This window comes from Streptomyces ureilyticus (assembly GCF_011045025.1).
Classification (GTDB): domain Bacteria; phylum Actinomycetota; class Actinomycetes; order Streptomycetales; family Streptomycetaceae; genus Streptomyces; species Streptomyces ureilyticus.
In genome coordinates this window covers 1-5,892 of the sequence record NZ_JAAKZX010000352.1, presented here as the reverse complement: position 1 = coordinate 5,892, position 5,892 = coordinate 1, and the positions used below count along the sequence as shown (strand labels likewise).

Genomic DNA, 5,892 nt, shown 5'->3' with positions numbered 1-5,892 from the left:
CTCGGTCCTCATCTACGCGGGACTCGACGCCTGGCGCCGCCAGATGGTCCTGCACGGCAAGGACCTCCTGGACGGCGCACTGCGACTCGCCGCTGACGTCCGCCGCACCATCGCATCCGGCAGCGAAGGCGCCGCCGTGGCGATCACCAACAGGACGTCCGACACAGTGACGTCCGCCCGCAGCTCACCCGCCGCCCGAGCCCGCTCCACAAGCCGCCCCACAACCTCGAGCAGCTGCGCAGCCCCCGCGTCGTCGACCGCAGCGACCTCCCCGTCGGAGGCCGACCGCTGCTCCACGAGCCGCAGCTCACCCGAGCCCGAGCCGGACCCGGAGACGGACCCGATGCCGGATCCCGAGGAGCCGGAGACGGACACCGGCTGAGCCCGCTGCTGCGGCACCAGCGCCTCTTCGAGAACCGCACTGTCCTCCGCGACCCCCACCCGCAGCACCTGCGGAGGCAACAGCCGCCCCGCACCCGACGCCACAGACGTCCGCAGGAAGCGCGAGAGCGCCGACCACGGCTCGTCCTCCTGGCCGAGCGCCGCCCGGGCCTGGTCGGTCAGCCGGGAGGTCTCCTCCTCGGCGATCCGCCGGACCAGGACGTCCTTGCTCGGGAAGCGCCGGTACACCGTGCCGACGCCGACCCGTGCGCGCCGCGCCACGTCCTCCATCGGCGCGCCGTACCCCAGCTCGCCGAAGACCTCTCGCGCCGCACGCAGTACGTGCTCCAGATTGCGCTGTGCGTCCACGCGCAGCGGTGTCGACCGCGATGCGTCCCCCGCACCGCGCCCGTTCCCCATCGCCGCGCCGACCGCGCCGCCGGAAGCGATGGCAGACGCGGATGACCAATGAGTTTCTTGAACATGCATATGTGTTCCCCCGGTAATGACGTCTCCCCCCGGAGACTCTCCCCGCCATTGACAAGCCGGAGCGAGCGGAACAGGCATCGGTCCCACGACCCGGATACCCGTCGTAACCAGTCGTGCGGGCCGGCCGAGTGCTTCCCCCTACACCCCGATGAGAGACGAACAATAGTTGAGCAAGGGTCAATTCAGAAGGGGCAGGTTCCGCACAGTGCGCCCCTCGATCGGAGTACGGGCCGCTTACGTCCCGATTCAGACACGTACCAGCACCCCATACCCCCCACCTGACCTGCGCATCTCCCGTGCACTCCGGCAAATCGGCCAACTCTGCGCGTCTCAGGCGGTCGGTCACACAAATTGCCGGGGCTGTGGACAAAATCAAGAGCGCGTTGCGTCATGGGTGGGTGAAGACTGCGATCAACCGGGGGGCGCCCCCCGGACCCAGGAACGGTACGCGCATTCTCATCGTCGGCGGCGGTTACGTCGGGATGTACACCGCTCTGAGTCTCCAGCGGAAGCTGAAGCAGGAGCTCAAACGTGGCGACGTAGAAATTGTCGTGGTCACGCCAGACCCCTATATGACCTATCAGCCGTTCCTGCCCGAGGCGGCCGCCGGAAACATCTCGCCCCGTCACGTCGTCGTGCCGCTGCGCCGCGTTCTCGACCAGTGCAAGATCGTCATCGGCGAGGCCCAGTCCATCGACCACGCCAAGCGCACCGCGACCCTCACCACCCTCGCCACCCAAGAAGAGGGCGCGGAGCCGGAACAGATCTCCTACGACCAGCTCGTCCTCGCGCCCGGCTCCATCTCGCGCGTCCTCCCGGTCCCCGGCCTCGCCGACCACGGCATCGGCTTCAAGACCGTCGAAGAGGCCATCGGCCTGCGCAACCACGTCATCGAGCAGATGGACATCGCCTCCTCCACCCGCGACCCCGCGATCCGCGACGCGGCCCTGACCTTCGTCTTCGTAGGCGGCGGTTTCGCCGGAGTGGAGGCCCTCGGCGAACTCGAGGACATGGCCCGCTACACCGCGCGGTACTACCACAACGTCAAACCCGAGGACATGAAGTGGATCCTCGTAGAGGCCTCGAACCGCATCCTGCCCGAGGTCGGCGAGGAGATGGGCAAGTACACCGTCACCGAGCTGCGCCGCCGCAATATCGACGTACGCCTGGAGACCCGCCTCGAATCATGCGTTGACCGGGTCGCCGTACTGAGTGACGGCGCGCGCTTCCCGACCCGTACGGTCGTCTGGACCGCCGGTGTGAAACCGCACCCGATCCTGGCCGCCACCGACCTGCCGCTGAACGAGCGCGGACGCCTCAAGTGCACCGCCGAGCTGACCGTCGAGGGCGTCACGCACGCGTGGGCCGCCGGAGACGCCGCCGCCGTCCCCGACGTCACCTCCAAGGAGCCCGGCGCGGAGACCGCCCCCAACGCCCAGCACGCGGTGCGCCAGGCCAGGACCCTCGGCGACAACATCGTCCACTCCCTGCGCGGCGAGCCCCTGGAGACGTACTCCCATGCGTACGTCGGCTCGGTGGCCTCCCTGGGACTGCACAAAGGCGTCGCGCACGTCTACGGGCGCAAGTTGAAGGGCTACTCTGCCTGGTTCATGCACCGCACGTACCACCTGAGCAGGGTTCCGACCTTCAACCGCAAGGCCCGGGTGATGGCCGAGTGGACGCTGGCGGGGCTCTTCAAGAGGGAGATCGTCTCCCTCGGTTCGCTCGAACATCCCCGTGCGGAGTTCGAACTCGCGGCCGGTGGAAAGCCTCCAGAGGACCCGAAGGGGTCGTCCTGACCGGACTCAGGAACTCCACCTCCGGGACCGGCGTCTGACGGATGTCGGTCCGGTCGGACACACTGGTCCACGACCATGGGCGGGCCGACCGCTCGCCCTTCAATCCCACGAGGCCTGTCCCACAGTGAACTTCACGCGCTGGAGCGCCCGGCTCCCCGGAACGCAGCGCCGCGCCCAGGCGCGGACCGGCAGTTCGTCGAACGCGCTCCCCCCGGAGGGCGGCTCCGTGCCCGCGGCCCGCGCCGAGCGGCGAACCGCTGAGGAAGCCGCCGAGACCGCCGATGCCGCCGACACCGACGACGCCAAAACCCCACCGGTCCCCGCCGTCGACGAACTGCCGGTCCGCGAGGTCCTCGACCGCATCCCGGCCCTCGTCGCCCTCGTACACGGCCGGGAGCACCGCCTCGCGTACGTCAACGACGCCTACGTAGCGGCCTTCGGCGCACGTCCGGTCGGCGAGCCCGCGCGTGAGGCGCTGCCCGAGCTGGAGGAGATCGGCCTGCTGTCCCTCCTCGACCAGGTCCTGCGCAGCTCCAAGCCGCGTACGGTCCTGTCCCGCAAGGTCCCCAGCGGCCGCTCGTACACCTTCACGTGCACCCCCGTGCCCATCGACGGAGCCACCCCTGAGGGGGGCGGCGTACTGATCTTCGCCGCCGACGTCACCGACCAGGCCGTGGCCGCCGACCGCCTGCGCGCCAGCGAACGTGAACTGCGCGAGACCGCGGTCACCCTCCAACGCTCCCTGCTGCCCCAGGACCTGGAGGAACCCGACGACCTGCGCGTCGCCGCCGTCTACCACCCCGGCGGCACGGAGGCCGCGGTCGGCGGCGACTGGTACGACGTCATCACCCTCGGCGGCGGCCGTACGGCCCTGGTCATCGGCGACGTCATGGGCAGAGGCGTACGCGCTGCGGCCGTCATGGGCCAGCTCCGCACCGCCGTCCGCGCGTACGCCCGCCTCGACCTGCCCCCGCACGAGGTCCTCCAGCTCCTCGACGGCCTCGCCACGGAGATCGACGCCAACCAGATCGCCACCTGCGCCTACGCCGTCCACGACCCCAACGAGGGCCGCCTCGTGTACGCCTCCGCCGGCCACCTCCCGATCCTCGTACGCGACGACAGCGGCACCGTACTGCGCGCCGAGGAACCCATCGGCCCGCCCCTCGGCACAGGCGGCTGGATGCACTCCTCCGGCTCCATCCCGCTAGGCCCCGGCTCCACCGCCGTGCTCTACACGGACGGCCTGGTCGAGCGCCGCGACAAGGACCTCGACGAGGGCATCGCCGCCCTGGAGGAAGCCCTAGCGGGCGCCACGGGCACACCCCAGGTGATCTGCGACCGCCTCGTCCGCTCGGCGGGCATGACGGCCGACCACGACGACGACGTGGCGGTCCTGGTACTCCAGCACCCGTCCCGTACGGGCTCCGACGGCGAACTCTTCCGAAACGCCGCCCTGGAGCTGCTCGGCGGCGTAGAAGCGGCCCCACGCGCGCGTGCCTTCGCCTCCGGCGTCCTGACGAGCTGGCGCTTCCCCACGGACCTGCACGACCTCGGCGTCCTCGCCGCCAGCGAACTCGTCGCCAACTCGCTCCAGCACGGCACCCCGCCCATGCGCCTGCGCCTGCGCCGCACGGACCGCCGCCTGATCGTCGAGGTGACCGACGGCGACGACCACCTCCCACGCCGCCGCCGCGCCGAACCCGCCGACGAGGCCGGCCGCGGCATCGCGATCATCGCTACCATCGCCTCCAACTGGGGCTCACGCCGCACACCCGGCGGCGGCAAGTCGGTGTGGTGCGAGTTCGCACTTCCGCGTGCCACTTAGATCCATGGCCGCGCGCCATCTGGCCGATCGCCGCACACGGTGCTAGTAGCTCCTCCATGGCAGAGGAAACGGAATCGGGCTTCCAGCTCTCAGGCAGTGCTCCCGAGCGTTACGAGCGGTACGTCGCGCCGATCATGGCGCCCTTCGTCGAGGCGGTCGTGGACGCCGTCGACCTGTTCCCCGGAGCCACCGTGCTCGACCTCGCATGCGGCACCGGCTTCGCGGCACGGGTGGCGGCCGCCCGGGTCGGTCCCGCGGGCCGGGTCTTCGGCGCCGACCCGAACGACGCCATGCTCAAGGTGGCCGAAGCACACCACCCCCGCATGTACCCGGACATCGAGTTCACCGTGGCCCCCGCCGACCAACTCCCGTACGCCGACGACACCTTCGACGCGGTCGTCTGCCAACAAGGCGCCCAGTTCTTCCCCGACCCGAACGCGGCCCTCACGGAAACGGCCCGCGTAACCCGCCCCGGCGGCCACTTCGCCGCCACCACATGGGCCTCCCTCGACAAGTCCCCCTACTTCGCCGCCCAGCACCGGGCCATCACGGAACACGGCGGTCCAGAAGCCGCCGCAAGCTTCACGGCCGCCTTCTCCTCCGCCGAACGCCTCACGGCAGCCCTGCGCCAAGCGGGCTTCCAGCAGGTGACAGCCCGCGAGGTCACCTTCGGCATCGCCCTCCCCCCGCTGGCGGAATACGCCGCCAATCACCTCTCCGCGCTCCCCTGGGGCCAGACCATCACCGACACCGGCGGCCAGGGAGCCCTCACCAGCGCAGGCCGCACAGTCCACGCCCTCCTCAAGGACCACACCGCCCCCGACGGCACAGCGACGCTCTCCTTCACGTCGACCCTGATCACAGCCATCCGCTGACACAAAGAGGCGGCCGCCACCACGTGGTGACGGCCGCCTCTTTCGGCCTTCAGACCTTCGCCGGTACGCCCTCCGAGGCCTCCGCACCCCGCGCGACCACCCGACTCCTCCCCACCGACGGCTGATTCTGTACGGGCGTGAGCTGCCGCCCCAGCCGCACGGCCAGGAACGTGATGCCCAGCGAGAACAGCAGGAACGTCACGACGTACGGCCCGTGCAGCGCCGCCCCCATCGGCCCGCCCACAGCCGGACCGACCGCCAGCGCAAGCTGCTTCACCAGGGCGAACGCCGAGTTGTACTGCCCCGCCATCCCCGCCGGCGCCAGATCGGCGACCAACGGCGCCACAGTCGGCGACAGCATCGCCTCCCCGAGCCCGAAGAGCGCGTACGTCGAGACGAACGCGGCCGTGGCCATCGCCTGACTGGGCGATCGCCGACCATGTGCTGCGGACGGTGCTTCCGGAGGAGCTCGACGCGTCCGACGGACTGGAGGACGTGGTTTTGCTGGCGGCACGCTTCGAGT

Annotated in this window: 4 protein-coding genes and 1 pseudogene; 3 read left to right on the top strand and 2 right to left on the bottom strand. The window is 70.5% G+C overall.

The genetic code is table 11. The features are described from left to right. Positions 1-12: 12 nt before the first annotated feature. Positions 13-870 carry a TetR/AcrR family transcriptional regulator gene (locus tag G6048_RS46415; RefSeq protein WP_165345641.1) on the bottom strand — a complete coding sequence of 286 codons (858 nt, stop codon included), beginning with the start codon at positions 868-870 and terminating at the stop codon, positions 13-15. A 398-nt stretch (positions 871-1,268) separates the two neighbouring features. Between G6048_RS46415 and G6048_RS46410 the strand changes: the two genes are divergently transcribed. The 3 genes from G6048_RS46410 to G6048_RS46400 all read left to right on the top strand — a co-directional run bounded on the left by G6048_RS46410 (position 1,269) and on the right by G6048_RS46400 (position 5,369). Continuing rightward, complete coding sequence (locus tag G6048_RS46410) at positions 1,269-2,669, top strand: NAD(P)/FAD-dependent oxidoreductase (protein WP_328828991.1); 1,401 nt, start codon at positions 1,269-1,271, stop codon at positions 2,667-2,669. 124 nt (positions 2,670-2,793) lie between these two features. Then, on the top strand, positions 2,794-4,494 hold the full coding sequence (locus G6048_RS46405; RefSeq protein ID WP_165345639.1) for an ATP-binding SpoIIE family protein phosphatase: 1,701 nt from the start codon (positions 2,794-2,796) through the stop codon (positions 4,492-4,494). A 56-nt stretch (positions 4,495-4,550) separates the two neighbouring features. Beyond that, complete coding sequence (locus tag G6048_RS46400) at positions 4,551-5,369, top strand: class I SAM-dependent methyltransferase (protein WP_165345638.1); 819 nt, start codon at positions 4,551-4,553, stop codon at positions 5,367-5,369. A 49-nt stretch (positions 5,370-5,418) separates the two neighbouring features. On the opposite strand, the pseudogene G6048_RS46395 reads toward G6048_RS46400, so the two are convergent. Continuing rightward, positions 5,419-5,793 (bottom strand): annotated as a pseudogene (locus G6048_RS46395) (MFS transporter); the annotation flags it as partial. Positions 5,794-5,892: the final 99 nt, after the last annotated feature.

Bases quoted from the DNA above. Each gene is read 5' to 3' on its own strand.
- G6048_RS46415 (WP_165345641.1), bottom strand. From the start codon at position 870: ATGCATGTTCAAGAAACTCATTGGTCATCCGCGTCTGCCATCGCTTCC.
- G6048_RS46400 (WP_165345638.1), top strand. From the start codon at position 4,551: ATGGCAGAGGAAACGGAATCGGGCTTCCAGCTCTCAGGCAGTGCTCCC.